Raw genomic sequence first — 21,632 nt, forward strand, 5'->3', positions numbered from 1 at the left:
ATTATTGGATTTTCAACATCCTTCTCAGCAAATAAATTATGACAAAAGAAGATTTTAAAATCAATTTAGAAAAAGCCCTTGACGGACTTATAGATTTTACACAGGAAATGGTAATAAACAAATTACCACACGATTGTAAATTCATAATTAAAACTAATTGTTCGTATGATGGAAATGAATTAGAAAATGATGAAGAAATTTATCCTGATGATAAAATCGATGAATCAAGCTCGATTAATCCTGCTACAAAATCGACTGTAATTGATTATTTATGGCGAAATGGTAAAGTCCCACAATGGATTAATGTTCAGGTTAATAGTTGTGATTCAAATTTTAGCTACATAACATTAGAGTGCTGCGGAAGATATTCGGCTTTTTTAAATCATAAGGATGGACCTTTTCGTGGGTTAGGGCCTAGTATTCCCTATCGCTATTATGATCCAATTTCTGAAAATCTCATCCAAAAAATAGATTTGAATGAAATAAAACAATATTCAACAAATTCTTCTTTTCACTAAAACACAAAGATTAACTTTGTAAAAACGTGAATTATGAAAAACTTTTTATTTTTAGGAATTGCCATTATATTTGAAATCATTGCAACTTCAGCATTAAAAAAATCAGAACAGTTTACTCAACTTATTCCAAGCATAATAACTTTTATAGGATATGCGGGTGCATTTTACTTCCTTAGCTTTGCTATAAGAACAATTCCTGTTGGTGTTGCCTATGCTATTTGGTCTGGAGTTGGGATTGTATTAATTACTATTATCGGGGCAGTATTTTTTAAACAAACTCCCGATTTACCTGCAATAATAGGATTGGCATTAATTATAATAGGTGTTGTTGTTATCAATGTTTTTTCTAAAACTACAACACATTAGATTAAAAAATAGTACTTTTGATAGTATCAAATGATACTATCATGAAGCCTCCATATGACATTACTCCAATTATATTAAAACTTATCAGTTCTATTTCTGAAAAAATTGGAGCACTAAACGCCGTCAATTTAGACAAGCAATCTCCTCAGTTAAGAAAACAAAACAGAATAAAAACAATTCATTCTTCTTTACAAATTGAAGGAAACTCTTTGACAGAAGAACAAATTACAGCTTTAATAGAAAACAAACGTGTCATTGGTCCTGAAAAAGATATCCTTGAAGTTCTTAATGCCATTAAGGTATATGAAAAATTAGATCAGTACAAATCAACATCATCTAAAAGCTTTTTAAATGCACACTCTGCATTGATGAAAGGTTTAATTCCTGATTTTGGAAAATATCGAAAACAAGGTGTTGGAATAGTAAAAGGTTCAAAAGTTACACATGTTGCCCCGCCACATGGCAATGTTCCTCATTTAATGAATGATTTATTTGATTATTTAAAAGATAAAGATGAATTAACTCTAATAAAAAGTTGTGTTTTTCATTATGAAATGGAGTTCATTCATCCTTTTTTAGATGGAAATGGTAGAATGGGAAGATTATGGCAAACCTTAATTTTAATGAATGAATATCCCGTTTTTGAATTTTTGCCTTTTGAAACTTTAATTAGCCAGACCCAAAAAGAATATTACAAATCACTTGAAACAAGCGACAATACTGGAAAATCAACTCACTTTATTGAGTATATGCTTGGGGTCATAAATACATCGTTGGAGAATTTATTAAACTACAACAATAGAACAATAAGAGATATAGACCGCCTGGATTACTTTTCGATGCTAGGAGTTCGTGAATTTACAAGAAAAGATTATATGAATGTTTTTAAAGAAATATCATCTGCTACAGCAAGTAGGGATTTAAAAAAAGGAGTGGAACTTAAGATTTTTAAAATTGAAGGAAATCAAAATAAAACAAAGTACATTTTACTATAAATTGAATTTCTTTATCATATAATTACAAATACAATGAACTTCCGAAAAGCTACTATTTCCGATTTACAAGAATTGCAAGAATTGTATATCGAAACTATAAAACATGTTTGCAAAGACGATTATAATCCAGTCCAAATTGATGTTTGGATTTCGGGAGTTGATAATACCGAACGCTGGATTGAAGTTATTAATACACAATTTGTTTTATTAGCTATTATCCAAAATAAAATTACTGGTTTTGGAACTTTAAAAGATGGAAATTACATCGACTTCTTTTACATTCATAAAGAGTATCAACGACAAGGAATCGCTGATAGAATCTTAACTGAATTAGAACTTGAAGCTAAAAAATATCCTGACGCTTTGGGACAAAAAACCATAACATCTGACATAAGTATAACAGCAAAACCATTCTTCGAAAAGAAAGGCTTTATAGTAAAAGCCGAACAACGAAATATAAGATTAGGCGTAGAACTGATTAATTACAAAATGGAAAAAGATTTATCGTGAACTTTATAATCTCGCAAAGTCGCAAAGTTTCTTTTCGCAATATTGTCATCCTGAGCGAAGTCGAAGGACCATAAAGTACATCGACAAAGATTGACACGAATTTTAAAATTAAAACTTTGCGGCTTTGCAAGTAAAAAACATCGCGTTCTTTACGTAAAACCTTAGCGCACTTTGCGGTTAAAAAAAACACAGCAAGTTTCGGATTTTATGACTGAAGAATCCTGTCGATATTTGTATTATAAAATTGAACGAAATGAATACACAGGAAAACATTAATTATAATCGCATTGCTGATGCAATAGATCATATCAAAGCTAACTTTAAGGAACAACCCAACTTAGATGAGGTTGCCGAAAAAGTGCATTTAAGTCCGTTTCACTTTCAGCGTTTATTTACCGAATGGGCAGGAACAAGTCCGAAGAAATTCTTGCAATATATTAGTGTCGAACACGCCAAAAAAATCCTCAAAGAAAACAATCAGGCAACTTTATCTGATGCCGCTTTCGATACTGGTCTTTCGGGTACAAGTCGCCTTCATGACTTATTTGTAAACATCGAGGGAATGACGCCAGCCGAATATAAAAACGGAGGTAAAAACCTGGAAATTAATTTCAGTTTTGCCGAAAGTCCGTTTGGGAATATTATTGTTGCTTCGACTAGTAAAGGCGTTTGTTTTATGGCTTTCGCCGAAAATGAAGAAACTGGTTTTGAAAATTTACAACACAAATTCCCAAATGCAACATTCTCCCGAAAACTAGATTTGGTACAACAAAATGCGTTGTTTATTTTTCAGAATGATTGGAGTAAATTATCAGAAATAAAACTGCATTTAAAAGGAACCGATTTCCAATTGAAAGTCTGGGAAACGCTACTAAAAATTCCAATGGGACAACTCTCCACCTACGGCTCTATCGCACAACAAATAGAAAAGCCTAATGCTTCGCGTGCAGTAGGAACTGCGATTGGCAGTAATCCTGTAGCTTTTCTTATTCCTTGTCATCGTGTGATTCAAGCTTCTGGAACTTTTGGCGGATATATGTGGGGAAATACCCGAAAAACTGCCATTATCGGTTGGGAAGGCGTACAGGTAAATCCTGCAGTATAAAGCTACACAACGTACATCTGTAGAGACGCACCGTAGTACGTCTAACGTTCCGTATTTCAATTTACAATCTATGACGATAATCTTTGCGTAGACGCACTGCGGTGCGTCTCTACTGGATAAAAATTGTGCTAAAATATAATACATTTTTTTTCACGCAGATTTAGCAGATATGGCAGATTTATAAATCATTTTAATCTTTTAATCTGTGGTAAAAAATAGGACAATCTTTGCGTAAACGCACTGCGGTGCGTCTCTACAGATATACTGTATGTGAATGATTCTTCATGATAAATTCAATAACATCTAAAATTACCATGCAAAATATACAATCAAAAATTGCTTCTCTTAATTGGGAAAGCATCACCGAATCTATGCACGAAAATGGATTTGCAATAATTCCGAATGTGCTTAATAACGATCAATGTGAAGATTTAAAATTTGACTATTCAAATCCTAATTTATACCGAAAAACGGTCGTTATGGAACGTTATCGATTTGGTTTAGGCGAATACAAATATTTTAATTATCCATTGCCAGATTTAATCCAGACAATTCGAACAGCTATTTATCCTAAACTTGCTCCAATTGCAAATTCATGGATGAAAGTATTAAATATAAATACAGTTTTTCCTGAATCTCATGAAAAATTACTCGAACAATGTCACGCCAATAATCAATTAAAAGCAACTGTTTTAATTTTAAAATATGGCAAAAGCGGTTTTAATACCTTACATCAGGATTTATATGGCGATGTTTATTTTCCGATTCAAATCGTGCTTTTCTTAAACGAACCCGATGAAGATTTTACTGGTGGCGAATTTGTATTAACACAACAGACTCCCAAGGCACAATCGAAAGCCATTGTTCTGAAACCAAAAAAAGGTGATATTCTAGTTTTTACCACCAATTTCAGACCCGTAAAAGGTTCTAAAGGTTATTACCGCGTTAATATGAAACATGGTGTTAGTGAGATTCATTCTGGCGAACGACATACGCTGGGGATTATTTTTCATGATGCGTTGAGTTAAGGTACAAAGGTACTGAGGCACAAAGGTTTTAACATACAGCATGTCTGTAGAGACGCACCGCAGTGCGTCTACACAAAGATTGTCCTCATAGATTAATTACGTGATGTTAGACGCACTGCGGTGCGTCTCTACAGGATAAAAATTGCGGTAAAATATAATACATAATTTTTTCACGCAGATTTAGCAGATATGGCAGATTTATAAATCATTCTAATCCTTTTAATCTGTGGCAAAAAATAGGGTAATCTTTGCCTAGACGCACTATGGTACGTCTCTACGGTAAAAAAAACGTATAAAAGAAATGATTCAACACAATGAAATTTCCGATTCAGATCTCCGGAATAAAATTAAAAATGCAGAAATTTGCTTTGGTGGAAACCGAAAGCTAAAAATTTACGGAACTTTAAAATGTTCTTCTGGTAAAAGAATGAAACATGAAAATCGGGTTTTCTTTTTATCCGAAGATGAAGCTCAACAAAATGGCTTTAGACCCTGTGGTCATTGTATGAAAGCTGAATATAAAAACTGGAAAGATGGACTTATTTAATCCCGAAATAGACGAAACGACCAATTTATTACCTAAAGACGGAACTGTAAATTATTATGGTAAACTATTTTCCAGAGAAAATTCAAATCATTATCGAGATATATTACTCAATACTATCGAATGGAGAAATGACGAAGCAATTATCTTTGGGAAATTAATAATTACAAAACGTAAAGTGGCTTGGTATGGCGATTCCCCTTTTGAATATACCTACTCTAACACTACAAAAAAGGCACTTCCGTGGACTAATGAATTATTAGAATTAAAAAAGGTTATCGAAGAAAAAACCGGAGAAACCTTTAATTCTTGTTTGCTTAATTTATATCATTCTGGCGACGAAGGAATGGCGTGGCACAGCGATGCCGAAAAAGATTTGAAAAAGAATGGTGCTATTGCTTCGGTAAGTTTTGGAGCGGAACGAAAGTTTGCCTTTAAACATAAAGAAACTAAAGAAACCGTTTCTTTAATCTTAGAACATGGTAGTTTATTGGTCATGAAAGATACTACACAAACCCATTGGTTACATCGATTACCGCCAACTAAAACAACATCTAAACCTAGAGTAAACCTGACTTTTAGAACTATAGTCGAGTAATTTTTTAAACCATTAAGAGATTAAGATTCATTAAGTATGTGAATCAAGGATTGGTTTTTGTATTAAGCATAAATTCTTAATCTCATGATACTAAATTATAACCCACATTTTTTGTAGATATCTAATATTACTGATTCTTTTCCTAAAAGATAATTATCTATATCGTGAGGGAATTTTTCGGCCATTTCTATTTTTATCTGGCTATATCTGTCCCTTTCGTCTGCATGTGTGCGTAGGTAATTCCGAAAAGTGACATGGCGTTTTAACTCATTCGACTCTTTGTTGCATACATATAAATGATGCTCCATAAGGTGTTCCTTATTTTTATAGCTAAAGGCATCTCGGCCATCAATACCTAAATTACCTACATGTTCATAACCTATCTCTTTTAGTTTCTGTTTTACAATCAGAAACCTATCGTTTTCGATTACAATATCTATATCTATAATCGGTTTTGCGTGTAAACCTTCTACAGATGTACTACCTACATGTTCAATTGATAATACCTCATCTTTTAAAACAACGAGTAATTCTCTTTCGATTTTTTTAAATTCATCCGCCCAATTAGGATTGTACGGAACGACAATTATATTCCAATTTTCAGCACCTATCATATAGCTATTTTTTGCAAATATAATAATTGGTTATTAATGCTTCTTGGGTAAAACATTATTATAGGAAACTGACAATGCATCTTGTAGCATTGGCTCTGGAACTTTGGCAAGATCTACAATTGTCCAGCCTTGTTGTCCCCATTTATTAGGTACGGGATAAAAGAATTTTTCACTTGAAGCGCAAAAAACAGATTGTTCGATTTCATTAAACTTCAATACTCCTTGGTTTTTATTTACATCGAGTGTTGCAAATATTTTCTTCTTCACCCGAAAAGAAGTCTTTTCAAAGTGTGGCTCTTCGGTTACTTCTGAGAATGATAAAGCTAACTTTCTAAATGTTTCAATCGATACCATGATAGCTTATTTTAAAGTTAAACTCTAATTTTTACCAACCTTGATTTAGTCCATTTTTAAGAATCTCATCATATTTATCTTTATCAAAAGTATATAAATTTGGAGCTTTGTGCGCTACATTACTTTTCTTTTCGTCGAGCTTATTCAAGATTCCGATATTGGTTATTTTTCGGAGAAAGTTTCTTCTATCGAGTTTTCTATCCAAAATCGTTTCATATAATTTTTGAAGCTCCGGAATCGTAAATTTTTCAGGCAACAAATTATATCCTACTGGTATTAAATTTAACTCATTTCGGAGTGTAATCAATGCTTTATCTAGAATTTCTTTGTGATCCAAGATTAATTCTGGAACTTCTTTGTGATCGACCCATTCTATTAATTCTTCTTTTTTATTTTGTTGTGGAACGGTTTGCAAGAAATCGACCAAGGCATAATATCCTACGGTTACAAATCGTTGTGAAAGCCATTTCCCTGCCTCTCTGGGAATTTTTAGATGGTCTAAAATTGCATTACCAAAATGCTTGTCGTTTCTTTTTACTTTACCAAAAGTAGCAAATTGTCTCAAAAAAATACCTTCTACTCCTGTCCTGATTTTAAGTACTCTTACTGCTGCATCATCTATATCTTCATTTATAGGGACAAATCCGCCGGGTAATGACCATTTATTTTCATACGGGGTTTTAATTAGCAAAACTTTTAGCTGATTATCATGAAATCCAAAAATCACACAATCTATAGAAAGTCCTGGCTGATAGTCTTCATGAGTATATATAGTGGTATTTATCATGCATTTATTATTTGTTCAAATTTTATCCGACATAAAATAAATGTGCAATTTAGCTTATTTTCAATAAAAGAAAATCAATCTTATTTTCTAACATCGTTTTTGCAATTAAAGCAGGCTATAGCACAGATTTTTTATGCTTTAAAAAATCATAAATTAATGTCAAATTTACAATCAAATATAAAACGACTTAAAAAAAATAAGTACATTGCGTCATAATAACACATTTAATGCTACGCTTGTTATTTTTCTTCAAAAAAACAATTAATAAGCTAATTATAAGGCATTAATGTCCAGTTAAAAAAATTACTGTTCTGTAACAAAAAAATAAAAAGGCAGTCATATAATTAATTGAAAACATAACTAATTGTATTATGAGCATCCCAACTCTAGAAAAACTGAACAAGAAGCTTATTAGAAAAATATGTTCTTCTTTCGGATTAGTATCAAAAAACGACCTTTTAGAGGAATCGTTAAAATATAGCATTAAGCAGGAAAAAATTTCCGATCAACTTTTGAGTAATGTTGATTCAAAAGACAAAAAAGCAAAAAAAGATGCTTACGAACAAGCCATAAACGAATCCTATAAAGGAATTGGAGTTATGGATTTTATGAATACTTTAAAATAAAAAAACGGGCAAAATATATATTTTGCCCGTTTTTTTATTTTAAAATTGCTGTTATTATTTCACTAATTCAAAATCAGATTTTACACGAATATCTGCCGAAGATGATCCTATCATCAATTCAAAATCGCCTGGTTCTGAACCCCACTCTATCTTGTCATTATAGAAAGATAATTTTTCATTATCTATTGTAAACTGAATCGTTTTAGTTTCTCCTGCATTTAATTTCACTTTCTGAAAATCTCTAAGTTCTAAAACTGGTCTTACAACTGATCCAAATTTATCTTTTAAATACAATTGTACCACTTCTTCTCCTTCTACTTTTCCAGCATTTTTTAACTGAAAAGAAACTTGAATTTTCTCATTGCTTTTCATTTTAGTTGTAGATAATTTTAAATCGGAATAATCGAATTTAGTATAGCTTAATCCGAATCCAAAAGGGAATTTAGGACTAGTTTTTAGATCTGTATAAGCAGAAACATATCCTTTTGCATTGTCATCTTGTGCTGGTCTTCCTGTACTATAATGGTTGTAGTAAATAGGAATTTGTCCCACTTCTCGTGGAAATGTCATTGGTAATTTTCCTGACGGATTATAATCTCCAAATAAAACATCTGCAATAGCATTTCCTGCTTCGCTACCTAACCACCAAGTATAAAGAATAGCTGGTACATTATCGGCCGTCCAATTAAAAACAAGTGGTCTTCCGGCATTAACCAAAACTACAACTGGTTTTCCTGTTGCCTGAATCGCTTTTACTAATTCTTCCTGAACTCCTGGTATGTTAATATTGCTTCGGCTTTTGGCCTCACCGCTCATATCATGTCTTTCTCCAATACTCAAGATTACTACATCGGCTTGTTTTGCTGTTGCGATTGCCTCTGCAAAACCATCTTTGTTATCGCCTTCTACTTCACAACCTTTGGCATATAATAATTTGGTATTCTTCCCTATTTTATTTTGTAATCCGTCCCATTGAGAAACCACCCATTTGTTATAGTCGACTTCTGGTAATTCAACTGCCCAGAAACCCATATTGGCTTTGTATTCTTTTACCATTGGTCCTATAAACGCAATTGTTTTTGTGCTTTTAGAAAGTGGTAAAATTGCATTATCGTTCTTTAATAAAACGATACTTTTTGCTGCAACTTCACGAGCTGCTTTACGGTGTTCCGGATTATTTAATTCTTTTTTCTCTCTATCTGGATTAGAGTATTTGTATGGATCTTCAAATAATCCTAACTCAAATTTCTTGCGCAAAATTCTTTTTACTGCATCATCAACTAAGTCTATCGAAACTTTGTTTTCTTTTATCAATGCTGCCAAGTTATATCTGTATGCATTACTTTCCATATCCATATCACTACCGGCAGTGATTGCAGCTAATGCAGCTTCTTTAAGATCTTTAGAATAGCCATGTGCTACCATTTCTCCTATTGATCCCCAATCTGAAACTACAAATCCTTGAAAGTTCCATTTTCCTTTTAAAATATCTCTTTGTAAATGCGCATTTCCTGTTGCTGGAATTCCGTTAATGTCATTAAATGAATTCATAAATGTAGCTGCTCCAGCATCTAGCGCGGCTTTGAAAGGTGGCAAATAGGTTTCCCACAACATTCTTTCGCTCATATCTACTGAGTTATAATCTCTACCTCCAATTGCAGCTCCATAAGCAGCAAAATGTTTTACGCATGCCATTACTGAATTTAGATTTCCTAGTTTATCTCCTTGAAATCCTTTTACTCTGGCATAAGCTATTCTTGAACCTAAATAGGTATCTTCTCCTGCTCCTTCCATTACACGCCCCCAACGTGGGTCACGACCAATATCGACCATTGGGGCAAATGTCCAATGAATTCCGCTTGCAGCAGCTTCGGTCGCAGCAACTCTAGCCGAAAGTTCTATCGCTGCCAAATCCCAACTTGCTGCTTCTCCTAACGGAATCGGAAATGTGGTTTTAAAACCATGTATTACATCCTGACCGTACAACAATGGTATTTTAAGACGCGATTGCATTGCCAATTCCTGATATTGTCGGGTGTATTTTGTTCCAACTACATTAAGCATTGACCCCACTAAACCATCTTTAATTTCGGCTTGTTTGTTTGGGTTTATTGTAATAGGTCCTGTTGCAGCATTGTTACCTGTATACTGGTTAAGCTGTCCTATTTTTTCCTCAAGCGTCATTTTTTTTAACAACGCATCTACTTTCTGATCTATTGTTTGCTGTTGTGCTATCGCAAAAAACGAAATCATCAAACAAGTTAATGTGGTAATTCTTTTCATGAAATAAATATTAAATTGGTATTGATTTTTCTACCAAACGTAAGTTGCCACCGAACCTGCGTCTAATGAAGTTGCTATTTGTTTTTGATTGTATTTAATGTTAAATGTTTCGACTGTTTCGCCATCATTTTCAACTATTAGAACAATATTCCCTTTTGGAGTTTTAAAAGCTACATTATATATATTACCACTTACATTACTAGCAATTCGTACAGAACCTTCGGGTACAAATTTGGATGCGTGTGCAATAATATAATATCCTACTTCTCTCTTAATTACTCCATCTTTATCAATCATCAAAGCGCCTTTGCAGGTACTGCATCCGCCTGGTGTAAATGGTTTATAAAATTCATCATTGGCTAAGCCCCAAGAAAGTGCGTTCTTGCTCCAATTACGCATAGAACCTATTACAACATTTTTTACATTCCATTTTAAATCTGTCTCAAAACTGCTGCCTGATCCTGTATATTGTTCTGTAAAATAAACATTCTTGTTTGGATATGCGTCATGAACTGTTGATAGTGCACTAATATCTCCTTCGTATAAATGAAAAGCCGAACCATCTACAAATGGTAATGCTTTTAGATCATTTAAAATTGTTAAGGGATATTCGGGTTTGTTGCAATTATGGTCGTAAGTAACAATTTTGGTTTTGATTTTTGCTTTCGCGAAAGCGGGACCTAAATGATTCCCGATAAAAGCTGCTTGTTGTTCTGCAAGCATTAATAAACTTGGGTTATTTCCGGGATGCAAAGGTTCATTTTGAGGGGTTATAGCGTCAATTATAATCCCTTCTTCTTTCATTTTCTGAATGTATTTTACAAAATAATTAGCATATACTTCGTAATACTGTGGTTGCAAACTTCCTCCTTTTGTACTTCCGTTATCTTTCATCCAAACTGGTGGTGACCAAGGCGATCCCATGATTTTAATACTAGGATTTATGGCAATAATTTCTTTTAAAAGCGGAACTAGCGTTGTTGCATCTGGACCTAGATTAAAATGTTCTAGCTTTAAATCGGTTTTTCCTGCTGGCATATCATCATAAGAGAATACCTCAGCATTAAGATCTGATGCTCCGATACTAATACGGAGGTAACTAATTCCTACCGAATTATCTTTTGAGCCAAATAGTTCTTGTAATAATGCTGCTTTTTTTGATTTCTCTAATTTATTAATGGCTTCTGCACTTCCTCCTGTTAATGAAAATCCAAAACCATCTATAGTCTGAAATTTCTTCGAAGCATCTATTTCTATTGTTGGGTTTGTATTTGTTGCTGTAGTAAAAACTAATGCTTCAGTTTGTTTTTGAAGCTTTACCGATTGGTCACTTTTGGTAACCCAATATTCCACTTTATCTGTTTTGGATGTTATAGTTGTAGTCGCATTTTTTGTTGTGCCGCACTTTATTTGCATTGCAATAAGTGGTAGCAAAATCAAAATTTGCATTGTATTGTTTATTTTTTTCATGGTTTAGTTAATCTCAATTAAAACAGGAAAATGATCCGATGGGTATTTTAAATCTATTGAATCACTTAAAACTGCATGTTTTTTTATTTTTAGATTGCTGTTTTTAGAAATAAAAATATAATCTAGTAATAGCGTGACTGGTTTGTCATGCTTAAATTCATTAAAGGTTCCAGATGGGCCAAATGGTTTTTCTTCTGAAATTTCACGAGTATCATTCATTATTTTTTTCAAAGAAATGATGCGTTCTTCACTAGGTTCCGAATTAAAATCTCCCATAAGGAATACTGGATATCCTTTGGTATTTACTGCTGCTATTTTAGAAAGAATTAGTTCAAGTCCTTTGGTTCTTGCTTCTTCGCCAATGTGGTCGAGATGTGTATTAAAAACCCAAAATGTTTTTTTAGTTTTTAGGTCCTTAAAAAGTGCATACGTACAAACTCTATTATAAGCTGCATCCCATCCTTTTGATATTACATCTGGGGTTTGTGAGAGCCAGAAAGTATTGGCTTGTTGTACTGAGAATCTATCTTTTTTATAAAATATAGAAGATGATTCTCCTTTTCCTTCTCCTTCGCGAGCAATACCTATATGATTATAACTTGGTAATGCCGCTGCAATATCATTAACTTGATTGGGCATTGCTTCTTGTACGCCAAAAATATCCGGGGCATAAAATTGTATTTGTGATGTAAAAAAATCTTTACGGTTTGGCCATGCATTTTCCCCATCTGAAGCAATATCTAAACGGATATTATACGTCATGATTTTTAAATTTTGTCCATAAATTCCATTAAAAGACAAAAACATTACAAGGGCGATTAGTTGGTTTATTTTTTTCATAATTAAAGGTTTTAATCCATTAAAGCTCCCATTTTATCTGAAGCTTTTAATGGAGAAAACTAATCTAACAAAATATTAATTACAAACACTATCATAGGTTTTACTTTACGTTTTTTTAACAACTTACTTCTTTGTAGTTGTAAAATCCAGGTAATTCAAATTAAATCCTCCTTTATCAAAAACGCCTTTAATTTTATTTTCTCCTTTTTTCAGCTTTACGCCCGAGAGTATAATTGTTCTCCAAGTTGTATCATTTCCTGTTGCTGGAAGGGTAATTGTATCTGAGATTTTTCCTGTTTCGTTTTCCAGATGTAATTTTCCTTCTTCTTTTTCGCTTGAGTATCTAATGGCTACATCATACGTTGCTGCCGATTTGCTTGTTGCAGTAAATTGTAACCACTCGGTATTTTCGATAAATGATACCTGATATCCATTTGAAGAATCGTCTTTGCATGGCAGAATATCAACTCCGTCATTTCGCATTGTTTTCCCCTTGTTCCATTCTTCGAATGTTCCTGTTTCTACACGATAATTCACAAAATCTTTATCAGAATATGCGAATCCGTTTGTTCCTAAATCATATTCGGTTGCAAATATTTTACCAGGCAAAACTCGTTTTTTATAACTTTTTGTTTCATTTGTACGTACTTGACGAAACATTGCGTCAAGTACGTCTGCCTTTATTGTGGTATTCTCTAACTTAAAATTCTCGGCTAATTGCATCAATGCTTTTTCTGCAAAATCTGGGCTTGGTTTTTCGCCTCCATCTTTCCAGTATAAACGCAACTTTTCGTATTCGGGTGTTTTGGTAACTGAAGCAATTCCTGCAATATTTTCGATTTTTTTCATTGGCCAAAATGCCCAACCGATATTATTTGTTTCGAATAATGAAATAGCATCTTTAAACCAAACATTAGAGTTTTCTCCTCCTTCTCCCATCCAAATTGGTACATTATATTGTTTTCTATAATCTAGCATTTTCTGGATTGATGCTGTGGTATTGTAATTCCAATATTTATGAAAACTCATTGCCATATTATCATCCCATAGCGGAAACATTCCGTTGTAATTATTTCCCCAACAATTTCCTTCGATAATAATCATGTGGTTTTTATCGACTTCGCGAATTGCTTTTGTAATAGAAACCAAAAGCTCACGCAAAGGCGCATTCGAATTTTCATCGCAACCATTTTTATTTGTTCCTGTAAAATTCCAATTGGGTTCATTTATAATATCATAAGCCCCAATCCATGGATTGTCTTTATAACGCAACGCTAATTTTTTCCATAATTCAGTCATTTTTTTACGATTGGTTTCGCTTTCCCAAACTGATGGTTTTGTATCATCATAATCAGAGATTGCGGCATCTTTTCCTTGTCCTCCTGGCGCAGCATGAAGATCCAAAATAAGATATATTTTATTCTCTGCACACCATTTTAGCAAGTTGTCGGTCATTGTAAAACCTTCTTCTATCCAAGTAATTTCACCGTTTTTTTCTGCTTCTATTGGCGGTGTGTATAAATTATAATGCATTGGTAAACGAATGGAGTTAAATCCCCAAGCTGCCAATGAGTCAACATCTCTTTTGGTTATTCCGTTGGCTCTATATGCCTCATAAAACTTTTCGGTTTTTTCGGTTCCGATTAAATCTGTTATTTTTTGTTTTATAACATATTGTGGACTTGCAAATGGTTCGGTCTGAATCATGTATCCTTCCTGAACCATCCATCCTCCTAATCCTAATCCTCTTAATACTATATTTTTACCTTTTCCATCTACAATATTTTGTCCGCTTTGGTGCAAAAAACCTTGTCCAAAAGAGGTCAATGAAAACAATACTAGTAATGGCAAAACTATTTTTCTCATATATCTATTTTATTATATAAGTCCTAGATTAAATCTTATTTGTTTATTATTTCCAAGTATAAGTTCCTACAGAGCCTCCATCTAATGAGGTTGTAACCCACTTACCATTAAATTTTATATTGAATATCTCGCTTGTATCTCCATCATTTTCTACTATCAATACTTTTTTACCTGTTGGGGTTATAAAAGCTACATTTTGCAAATTCCCACTTATATTACTAGAAATTCTTATGGAACCTACAGGAACAAATTTGGAAGCGTGAGCAATAATATAATACGCTACGTTACGATTAAAACTGCTGCTAGAATTTACAGTTAATGCGCCTTTACAAGTATTACAACCTCCTTGTGTATGTGGCTCAAAAGAACCATTATTAGCCAAGTTCCACTCTAATGCATTCTTGCTCCAATTGCGCATTGAACCAATAATTACATTTTTAAGATGCCACTTTAAATCGTCTTTAAAATCTCCTGTCGAAGAAGTAAATTGCTCAGTGAAATACAGATTTTTATTTGGAAAAGCATTATATACTGTCGAAAGTGCATTGATATTTCCCGCATATAAATGAAATGCCGATCCATCTACAAAAGGACTTGCAATAGGATCTCCTAAAATCGCCATAGCATATTGTGTATTATCGCAATTGTGATCGTAAGCAATGATCTTGGTTGTAAGATTAGCTGCTTTAAATGCTGGCCCTAAATTGTTTTTGATAAAATTTGTTTGTTGTAAAGCGCTCATTACCATACTCGGATTATTACCGCCGTGTAAGGGTTCATTTTGAGGAGTAATGGCATCTATTATTATTCCTTCATTTTTCATTTGCTGAATGTATTTTACAAAGTATTTTGCATACACATCATAATATTGAGTTTGTAAGCTTCCGCCAACAAAACTATCTTTATCTTTCATCCAAAGTGGTGCTGACCAAGGCGTTGCCAATATCTTAATGTTTGGATTAATTGCCAGAATTTCTTTTAAAAGTGCAATTACTCCGTTTTTATCAAGGTCTAAACTAAACTTAGCCAAATCAAGATCGGTTTCGCCTTTTGGTAAATCATTATAAGTAAATGCTTTCTCGTTTAAATCGGATGCTCCGATACTTATTCTTATATAATTTATTGAAATAGAAGTTTCGGTCGAGCCAAATAATCCCTGCAATAAATCATTTTTTTTCTGAACTGATAATTGGTTAATTACCTGTGCACTTCCGCCTGTTAAGGTATATCCAAATCCATCGATGGTTTGGTATTTTTGGGCTTCGTTTACTTCAATATTTGTATATGAATTTACTGTGGTATTAAACCCAAGAACTCCATTTTGTTTGGTAAGCAATACTGTCTGATCCCCTTTGGTTAACCAAAAATCTACATCATTAGTAACAGCAGTGGGCGGATCTGGTTTTACTGGTGGTTTTGGAGCTGGATCGACAGTATCGCTAGATGAAGAGCATTTTACCTGCAATACGACTAGTGCAGCAAAAAATGCAACCTTTATAATCTTACTTAAATACTGTTTCATTTTATTTCTTTTTATAATTTCTTAATAAACCAAAGTTTGCATGGCATGTGACAGAATCGTAATTGTCTTTTTCTCGGATGCAAGTATTAAATTATATGTTATCTCTTTATCACTTTTGTTCATTACTACGGTTGCAATTTTTCCATCTGTATTAATAAATGATGTACTCAATAAAGCATCTGTACTTACTTGAGTTATGATTCTTTTGGCATTAGGGCGAATGAATTTTGAAAAGTGTCCTATATAATAATACATCGGTGTGTATATTAATTCATCAGTATTTGTATTAGCATGAATTGGGGCAAAGCAAAAATTACCTACGTGATTTGGACCTCCGTTTTGATCCAAAAGGATATTCCAATCTGTCCAGCCTACTGTTCCGTTATTAAAATCATTAATCATATTAATTCCGTATCGTTCTGCATTTCCCCAAAACTGATATTTTGTAGCGTCGAATTTTTCATTGCAACCTTCGGTAAATAATAAGTTTTTATTTGGGTAAGCAGCATGTACCGCACCAACGGATTCAAATTTAGGCGGTCCTCCTGCCCAAGTTTCATACCAATGGAATCCTATTCCCCAAGCATATTTAGAAACTTCGGGATCTGAAAAAACAAGGCGAGCTCTTTGCTCTAACATTTCACCACGGTTATGATCCCAGATTATAATATTTTTAGATTCTAATCCTTCTTTTGTCATTGTTGGTCCTAGATAATCTCTTAAAAAATCTCTTTCGGCTTCTGGACTATAAATACAAGATTCCCAACTCTGGCTTGCCATTGGTTCATTTTGAATAGACAATCCCCAAATAGGAATACCTTCTTTTTCGTATTCCCGAATAAATTTCACATAATAATTAGCCCATGATTGCGCATATTCTGGTAGTAATGTACCTCCTCTTAGCATGTTATTATTACTTTTCATAAATGCCGGAGGACTCCACGGACTGGCAAAAAGTGTTAATTTTCCTCCTGCCGTAGCAATAGCTTTTTTTAATAACGGAATACGATATTTACGATCATGCTCAACGCTAAAGGTTTTTAAATCTTTATCTCCTTCTTGTATATAAGTATAACTACCACTACTAAAATCGGAACTATGAATTGTTGTTCTTACTAATGAATAGCCTATTCCTTTGTCTTTATTATAATAAGCATTAAGAAATTCTTGTTGTTTCTTAGTACTTAATTTTGCAAAAACCTCGGCACTTGCATCTGTAATAGCACCTCCAATCCCTAAAAAGGTTTGATCTGTTTTTTGAGGATTTACTGTAATTGAGATTGCATTGTTTGAATTCTCATTTGCAGAAGCGAGAATTAAATTAGCTGTTTTGGATAATTTAAAATTTGTATTCTCGGCTGTTGTAAAGATTTCAATTTTTTGATGATTTTGATTGTGTTCGTTTTTTGATTTTTTGTCTATGACATTTGATGATGAACAGCTTAATGTAAAAACCGTTATCAGTATTGGTGAAATATTTTTTATCAGTTTTATAGTGTTGTTCATCTAAATAGTTTGTTTTAAATAAAACCAAGAATTAAAAATGACTGAACATATTTAACTCTTGGCTTTTATTATAATTAATAGACTAAAGTTTGAATGGCGCGAGCTGGTATTGTAACAACCGTTTTCTCTGATGCTATAATTAAATTATAAGTCACACTTAAATCGGTTTGGTTCATTACAACTGTAATCATTTTACCATCGGTATTAAGAAATGATGTACTTAACAAAGAGCTTCTGCTAACTGCTGTACTTACTCTTTTTGCATTCGGGCGAATAAATTTTGAGAAATGCCCGATATAATAATACGATGGTGTATAGATTAATTCTCCCGTATTGGTGTCGGCATGAATTGGCGAAAAACAAAAATTCCCCACATGATTTGGCCCACCATTTTGATCTAACAACACATTCCAATCTGTCCAGGCAACCGTACCGTTATTAAAATCATTAATCATAGAAATTCCATATCTTTCGGCATTTGGCCAAAATTGATACTTAGCTGCGTCAAATTTTTCGATACAACCTTCGGTAAACATTAATTTTTTATCTGGATAGGCTTGGTACACTTGTTTTACATTATCAAACATAGGCGCTCCACCTGTCCATGTTTCGTACCAATGAAACCCCATTCCCCAAACATATTTTGAAGCTTCTGGGTCAGAATAAATTACATTGGCTCTTTGGTTCATTAAATCACGATTATGATCCCAAGCAATAATTTTTTTATCTCCCAAGCCTGCTTTTTTCATTGTTGGCCCCAGGAAGTTTTTTATAAAATCTCTTTCTGCTTCTGCAGAGTAAATGCAAGATTCCCATGTTTGCGTTGCCATTGGTTCGTTCTGAACCGATGTTCCCCAAATAGGCATTCCTTCTTTTTCGTACGCTTTTATAAATTTTACATAATAATCTGCCCAAGCCTGATTGTATTCTGGTAATAGTGTACCACCTTTTAGCATGTCTTTATTACTTTTCATAAATGCTGGCGGACTCCAGGGAGCGACATATAATACCAGATTATTATTAGCGGTTTTCATCGCTTCTTTAATCATTGGTATGCGATATTGCCTGTCATGATCAATATTAAAAGTTTTTAAATCTTTATCTCCTTCTTCGATATAAGTATAGCTTCCACTGCTAAAATCAGAACTGTGTATTGTGGTTCTTAGCAATGAATAGCCTATTCCTGTTTTGGTATCGTAGTACGCTTTTAAAAATTCTGCTTGCTTTTCTTTTGATAATTTGGCAAAAACCTCTGCACTTGCATCTGTAATTGCTCCCCCAATTCCCATAAAGGTTTGAAAGGTTTTTTTAGGTTGTACAAAAACCGATATTTCAGTTTCTAATGGTTGTTTCGATGCCGAAAAAACTAGATTATCTGTTGGTGTTATTCTTAATTTTGAATTATCTGCTGTTGTATAAACTGCAATTTTTTTTCCATTTGTGGTAAACTCTTGCTTGTTTTTTTGCTGCTGCGAAAAAGCGGTCAACGTAAATAATAAGCAAAGAATCTTATAGCTGTTTTTTTTCATTATTTAATTTTTAATGTGCAAATTCTAACAACATTTTCAATGTCAATAAAACATACCTTTAGTGTCTAAGTAGTTTAAAAATAGCCCATAGTCATAAAGAATATGGGCTATTCTACAACCTAACTTAAACTTATTTAACTCAATTCTTAATTATTTTCCTCTAAACTCTACTTCTGTAATTGTTATTCCAGTTGGAGTAAATCCGTTACCACCAGCTCTTATTACTAAATAGACTTTACCCGTTTCTGCAAACTTTACAACATTACCTACTTTGTCTGTAGCACTATTTTTTACACATCCTACAGCAGATAGTTTTCCATCAAATGCTCCTTTCCCGCAACCGTCTTCAGAGCTTAATCCCATAACTTTGTTGTCTGTATACACAACTCCAGAAGTTGGAACTGTTTTTCCAGCATATACTTCAAACCAAAAATCTGGAGATCCGCTTTTTGCAGATACCTGCATATCTATTATATATTCTTTACCTGCTACAACATCTATTTCCTGATAAATTCCTTCCTGATTAGAGGTGTTTCCACTTGCGTTTATAGTTGCAAATCCCGGAGTGAAAGTCCATGCGGCTAATCCGTTAGTATTAAGGTGCAAGTTGGTCCATTGTGCCTGGTCAGCAGCATCTAAGAAACTGGTTCCTTTAACTAAATTTCCTCTGTCAGGATCATTTGCAGCAATAATAATTTCTTTGGTAGCAAAATCAGTAGTTCCTCCACGGCCTACAGCAGTATGCACTACTTTATACGTTCCTTTATCTGGCAAAAAAATCTCCAAATTCATTTTTCCATAAAACTCTGCCTTGCCTACTTTCCAGTAAGAATTCAGCACATTGTCTGTACCTGATACTAATAAATATGTATTATTCTTTCCTTCTACTGGGGTAATTGTAAATGAAGGATCTACACTTGCAACAGTTAATCCGTTGCCAGCTCCTGGTGCATCAGGTTCACAACTTGTTAGTGTTCCTAAAACAAACATTAGGTATATAGTCTTTTTAAAAATTATATTTAAATTCATATGATCTTTATTTAATCGTTATAATTAGGGTTCTGAACAATTTTAGTATTCTCTAATTCTTTAAAAGGAATTGGCCAAATTTCATTTTTACCTGCTTGGAATCCTTTAGATGCCAATGCAACAGCAGCTTTTCCTGTTCTTACTAAATCGAACCAACGATGTCCTTCTCCAGCTAATTCTTTTCTTCTTTCTAACGCAATTGCATCCAAAGAAACCGGAGTTGATCCTAAACCTACACGTGCTCTTACAGCATCTAGTAAAGCTTGCGCTCTTGTTCCTGTACCACCTAATGCTTCGGCTTCCATTAAATATGTATCTGCTAAACGAATCGCGTAAACATCTTGTTTGTAATTTAAAGCTGTTGATCCACTACCTGTAGATGTATCGGAATTTAATGGCATGAATTTTTTAAGGAAATAACCTGTATCATCATAATTAGGAGCCCAATCTGCTTGTTTAGCAGCTTTCAATGCTTTCATATCAAGAATGGTAGCATCAAAACGAGGATCTCCTTTTAGCACATCATATAAACTTTGTCTTACAGTACTAAAACTCCATCCCGAAACATAATCTGGTGCTGTAGAATTTTCTGATCTATTGTATCCTCTAGGTCCTACCATAATACAAACAGAGTTTCCTTCATCTTTTCCTCCACCCCAAAAGCCCCAATCGGCATTACTTTTATCAGTATGTACAATTTCGATAATTGCTTCTGAATTAAACTTGTTGCTTATCTTCCATAAATCTGCAAAATCAGCTACCAATTTATATCCGTACATACTTGTACCACCCGGAGTACCATTTACATCAGCAAATTCTGCTGCTGATAATGCATTTTTCCCTTCGTATAAATAAACTTTTCCTAACAATGCCTTTGCTGCACCCTGAGATAAACGTCCTGCTTCATCTCCCTTATTTGTAATTATAACAGGTAATCCAGGAAGTGATTCTTTCAAATCTTTTTCAATCTGTGCGTATACCGCTTCTGGTGTCGCTTGAACTACATTAAAAATATCTGGTGTTTTTAATGGCTCTAATATCAATGGGATATTTCTGAAAGTACGAACCAATTCAAAATAATAATAAGCACGTAACGCTTTTGTTTCAGCTGCAAATCTTGCTTTTTTAGCTTCATCCATAGGTACCGCTGGTAACTTTTCAAGCAATACGTTTGCTCTAAAAATTCCTTGATAAAAATCTCCCCAAAAACTACCTGGGATTGTTGATTGGCTAAGTGAATAATCTCCAAATGCATGTATTCCGGCACCATCTGTAGCACCACCACCAGCTGCATTAAAATCATCTGAACCTGCATTTAGCATACAGATCATGTTTTCAAATCCTTTAGACTGCTTACCAAGTATATCATAAACAGCTACTAATCCTGCATAAGCCTGGCTTTCATTTTGGTAATATTTATCCTCTAGAACAGTTCCTTTTGGTTCTACAGTTAAAAAATCCTCACCGCATGACAGGACAGTAAAAAGTACTCCGCAAACAACAAGTGAATATTTTATATTTTTTAGTTTCATGATTCTCGTT

Annotated in this window: 21 protein-coding genes; 9 read left to right on the top strand and 12 right to left on the bottom strand. The window is 33.6% G+C overall.

Features of this window, described 5'->3' with window-relative positions; translation table 11 throughout:
• Positions 1-38: 38 nt before the first annotated feature.
• The 8 genes from ACJ6WR_RS07720 to ACJ6WR_RS07755 all read left to right on the top strand — a co-directional run bounded on the left by ACJ6WR_RS07720 (position 39) and on the right by ACJ6WR_RS07755 (position 5,664).
• Positions 39-518 carry a hypothetical protein gene (locus ACJ6WR_RS07720; RefSeq protein ID WP_409417508.1) on the top strand — a complete coding sequence of 160 codons (480 nt, stop codon included), beginning with the start codon at positions 39-41 and terminating at the stop codon, positions 516-518.
• A gap of 33 nt (positions 519-551) precedes the next feature.
• Positions 552-884 (top strand): DMT family transporter, encoded by a 333-nt coding sequence (locus tag ACJ6WR_RS07725; RefSeq protein ID WP_086894842.1) that lies wholly within the window; start codon positions 552-554, stop codon positions 882-884.
• 41 nt (positions 885-925) lie between these two features.
• Complete coding sequence (locus ACJ6WR_RS07730) at positions 926-1,879, top strand: Fic family protein (RefSeq protein WP_409417509.1); 954 nt, start codon at positions 926-928, stop codon at positions 1,877-1,879.
• A 33-nt stretch (positions 1,880-1,912) separates the two neighbouring features.
• Positions 1,913-2,389: a GNAT family N-acetyltransferase gene (locus ACJ6WR_RS07735; protein ID WP_409417510.1), complete on the top strand. Its 477-nt coding sequence runs from the start codon at positions 1,913-1,915 to the stop codon at positions 2,387-2,389.
• 253 nt (positions 2,390-2,642) lie between these two features.
• Positions 2,643-3,494, top strand: a complete 852-nt coding sequence (locus ACJ6WR_RS07740; RefSeq protein ID WP_409417511.1) for a methylated-DNA--[protein]-cysteine S-methyltransferase — start codon at positions 2,643-2,645, stop codon at positions 3,492-3,494.
• Positions 3,495-3,808: 314 nt separating this feature from the next.
• Positions 3,809-4,522: a 2OG-Fe(II) oxygenase gene (locus tag ACJ6WR_RS07745; RefSeq protein WP_409417924.1), complete on the top strand. Its 714-nt coding sequence runs from the start codon at positions 3,809-3,811 to the stop codon at positions 4,520-4,522.
• Between the two features lie 301 nt (positions 4,523-4,823).
• On the top strand, positions 4,824-5,069 hold the full coding sequence (locus tag ACJ6WR_RS07750) for an Ada metal-binding domain-containing protein (RefSeq protein ID WP_409417512.1): 246 nt from the start codon (positions 4,824-4,826) through the stop codon (positions 5,067-5,069).
• Positions 5,056-5,664, top strand: a complete 609-nt coding sequence (locus ACJ6WR_RS07755; protein ID WP_086896400.1) for an alpha-ketoglutarate-dependent dioxygenase AlkB family protein — start codon at positions 5,056-5,058, stop codon at positions 5,662-5,664. The genes ACJ6WR_RS07750 and ACJ6WR_RS07755 overlap by 14 nt, the downstream gene beginning before the upstream one ends.
• A gap of 95 nt (positions 5,665-5,759) precedes the next feature.
• Here the strand turns inward: ACJ6WR_RS07755 and ACJ6WR_RS07760 are convergent, their stop codons facing one another.
• From ACJ6WR_RS07760 to ACJ6WR_RS07770, 3 genes are read right to left on the bottom strand one after another with little or no spacing between them, the layout of a single operon-like run.
• Positions 5,760-6,278: a GrpB family protein gene (locus ACJ6WR_RS07760; protein ID WP_409417513.1), complete on the bottom strand. Its 519-nt coding sequence runs from the start codon at positions 6,276-6,278 to the stop codon at positions 5,760-5,762.
• Positions 6,279-6,311: 33 nt separating this feature from the next.
• Complete coding sequence (locus ACJ6WR_RS07765) at positions 6,312-6,632, bottom strand: MmcQ/YjbR family DNA-binding protein (protein WP_409417514.1); 321 nt, start codon at positions 6,630-6,632, stop codon at positions 6,312-6,314.
• Positions 6,633-6,663: 31 nt separating this feature from the next.
• Positions 6,664-7,419 carry an NUDIX hydrolase gene (locus ACJ6WR_RS07770; RefSeq protein ID WP_409417515.1) on the bottom strand — a complete coding sequence of 252 codons (756 nt, stop codon included), beginning with the start codon at positions 7,417-7,419 and terminating at the stop codon, positions 6,664-6,666.
• Positions 7,420-7,790: 371 nt separating this feature from the next.
• On the opposite strand from ACJ6WR_RS07770, the gene ACJ6WR_RS07775 reads away from it, so the two are divergent.
• The gene (locus tag ACJ6WR_RS07775) at positions 7,791-8,045 is read left to right on the top strand and encodes a hypothetical protein (RefSeq protein ID WP_039111822.1); all 255 of its coding nucleotides are present in this window, start codon (positions 7,791-7,793) and stop codon (positions 8,043-8,045) included.
• A gap of 54 nt (positions 8,046-8,099) precedes the next feature.
• Here ACJ6WR_RS07775 and bglX read toward each other — a convergent pair whose 3' ends face one another.
• From bglX to ACJ6WR_RS07820, 9 genes are all read right to left on the bottom strand, one after another.
• Entirely contained in the window at positions 8,100-10,328 is a 2,229-nt protein-coding gene (gene bglX, locus ACJ6WR_RS07780; RefSeq protein ID WP_409417516.1) for a beta-glucosidase BglX, read from the bottom strand.
• A 30-nt stretch (positions 10,329-10,358) separates the two neighbouring features.
• Positions 10,359-11,798 carry a glycoside hydrolase family 30 protein gene (locus tag ACJ6WR_RS07785; RefSeq protein ID WP_409417517.1) on the bottom strand — a complete coding sequence of 480 codons (1,440 nt, stop codon included), beginning with the start codon at positions 11,796-11,798 and terminating at the stop codon, positions 10,359-10,361.
• A gap of 3 nt (positions 11,799-11,801) precedes the next feature.
• Positions 11,802-12,638, bottom strand: coding sequence for an endonuclease/exonuclease/phosphatase family protein (locus ACJ6WR_RS07790; RefSeq protein ID WP_409417518.1), 837 nt, complete (start codon positions 12,636-12,638; stop codon positions 11,802-11,804).
• A 123-nt stretch (positions 12,639-12,761) separates the two neighbouring features.
• Positions 12,762-14,504 (bottom strand): cellulase family glycosylhydrolase, encoded by a 1,743-nt coding sequence (locus ACJ6WR_RS07795; RefSeq protein ID WP_409417519.1) that lies wholly within the window; start codon positions 14,502-14,504, stop codon positions 12,762-12,764.
• A 46-nt stretch (positions 14,505-14,550) separates the two neighbouring features.
• Positions 14,551-16,026: a glycoside hydrolase family 30 protein gene (locus ACJ6WR_RS07800; protein ID WP_409417520.1), complete on the bottom strand. Its 1,476-nt coding sequence runs from the start codon at positions 16,024-16,026 to the stop codon at positions 14,551-14,553.
• A gap of 21 nt (positions 16,027-16,047) precedes the next feature.
• Positions 16,048-17,532 (bottom strand): glycoside hydrolase family 30 protein, encoded by a 1,485-nt coding sequence (locus tag ACJ6WR_RS07805; RefSeq protein ID WP_409417521.1) that lies wholly within the window; start codon positions 17,530-17,532, stop codon positions 16,048-16,050.
• 74 nt (positions 17,533-17,606) lie between these two features.
• Positions 17,607-19,061: a glycoside hydrolase family 30 beta sandwich domain-containing protein gene (locus tag ACJ6WR_RS07810; RefSeq protein WP_039120168.1), complete on the bottom strand. Its 1,455-nt coding sequence runs from the start codon at positions 19,059-19,061 to the stop codon at positions 17,607-17,609.
• A gap of 150 nt (positions 19,062-19,211) precedes the next feature.
• The gene (locus ACJ6WR_RS07815) at positions 19,212-20,090 is read right to left on the bottom strand and encodes a hypothetical protein (protein ID WP_123912129.1); all 879 of its coding nucleotides are present in this window, start codon (positions 20,088-20,090) and stop codon (positions 19,212-19,214) included.
• An 11-nt stretch (positions 20,091-20,101) separates the two neighbouring features.
• Positions 20,102-21,622, bottom strand: coding sequence for a RagB/SusD family nutrient uptake outer membrane protein (locus ACJ6WR_RS07820; RefSeq protein WP_409417522.1), 1,521 nt, complete (start codon positions 21,620-21,622; stop codon positions 20,102-20,104).
• Positions 21,623-21,632 lie beyond the last annotated feature (10 nt).

The organism is Flavobacterium sp. PS2 (assembly GCF_046250155.1).
In the GTDB taxonomy this organism is placed as follows: domain Bacteria; phylum Bacteroidota; class Bacteroidia; order Flavobacteriales; family Flavobacteriaceae; genus Flavobacterium.